Below are 1626 nucleotides of genomic sequence, written 5' to 3' on the forward strand. Positions count from 1 at the left end.
AGTTAAAGGACACGACAAATCTCTCACATATTTCGAAAATTTTATTACATTTTAATATCTGAGAGAATAGAAAAAAGACCTTGTAATTCTACAAGGCCTGTTGCAAACTCCCTTTATTTTGTAGCAAGTACATATTGTAGTAAAGTCCTTGTTTACTAAGTAACTCTTGATGTGTTCCGCTTTCTACAATTTCCCCTTCATGCATAACAAATATTTGATCCGCATCTTGGATTGTAGACAATCTGTGCGCAATCGCTATCGTTGTTCTACCTTTTCGCATTTGCTGCAATGCCGTTTGGATAGCCTCCTCTGTTTCTGTATCAATATTTGCCGTCGCTTCATCTAACACTAATACTTTCGGATTGGTTGCTATCGTTCTAGCAAAAGCAATTAATTGCCTTTGACCACTAGAAAATGCAGCTCCTCTTTCGACAACTTCTGTATCATACTGCTCTGGTAATTTTTCAATAAACGTATTCGCTTGCACAAACTTTGCCGCTTCCTCTATCTCTTCATCCGTAATCTCTTCATTATACATACGAATATTTTGCTTTACATTTCCAGCAAATAAAAATGCATCTTGCAGCACAAGACCAATTTTCTTTCGAATTTCTTGTTCTTCGAACTTCTCTAAATCTACTCCGTCTATTACTATATTTCCTGATTTAATATTGTAAAATCTCATTAATAAATTCATAATCGTACTCTTTCCGCTACCAGTATGCCCTACGAAAGCAACCGTTTGCCCTGACTTTACGTGAAAAGATACATTTTTTAAAACGTCACGCTTTCCATCATATGAAAAAGTAACATCTTTAAACTGAATTTCCCCGTTAGCTACTCGTGGCTGTTCACTCCCCATTTGAACAGGAGCTAAATCTTTATCATCCATTAAATGAAATACACGCGATGATGAAACAAGCGCTTGCTGGAAGAAAGATAGTTTCATCATCATCTCATTTACCGGCTGGAAGAAACGATGAATATAGTTAACGAAAGCATATAAAACCCCTACTTCAACAGGACTCTTTAAAGCATCGATTCCGAATAAACCAAGTACTACCGCAATTGCTACAATATGAACAAGATCTGTTGCTGGACGTAAAAGTAATGCATCTAATTTCAATGTACGACGTCCAGCACTAAAATGTTTATTGTTCACTTCTTCAAATTCTTTTCTCATCCGCTTTTCTTGCCGGAACACCTGAACAATATTCATACCTTGAATGGACTCATTTAACTTTGCATTTAATATACTCAGTTGATTACGTACCTCTAAATAAAAAGCTGCACTTTTCCGTTGATACAACACCATAATTGCAAACATTACCGGAATTAATATGAGCGAAAATAGCGCTAATTTTACATCTAATAAAAACATCGCTACTAAAATCCCTACTAAAAAGACTACATTTTTCACGAATGTTGATAGTACACTAACATAAAAATCCTTAATCGCTTCTGTATCATTCGTTATGCGAGATACGAGCGTACCAATCGGCGTACGATCAAAGAAGCTTAATGACAATTTTTGAACATGTTCATACACTTCAACTCGCATATCTTGGACAATCTTAAAAGCGATATTTTGAAAGTACAATAAGTCTAAATAAGTAAATAATACTT

1 protein-coding gene is annotated in these 1626 nt (G+C 35.2%); it reads right to left on the minus strand.

Going from position 1 to position 1626, the window contains the following annotated elements; translation table 11 throughout:
- Window positions 1-88: 88 nt before the first annotated feature.
- A partial coding sequence (locus AB3X49_RS22640) for an ABC transporter ATP-binding protein (RefSeq protein ID WP_367964877.1) occupies window positions 89-1626 on the minus strand: 1538 nt, incomplete at its 5' end.

The sequence above is a fragment of the Bacillus sp. C30 genome (genome assembly GCF_040838255.1).
GTDB classification, from domain to species: Bacteria; Bacillota; Bacilli; order Bacillales; family Bacillaceae_G; genus Bacillus_A; species Bacillus_A mycoides.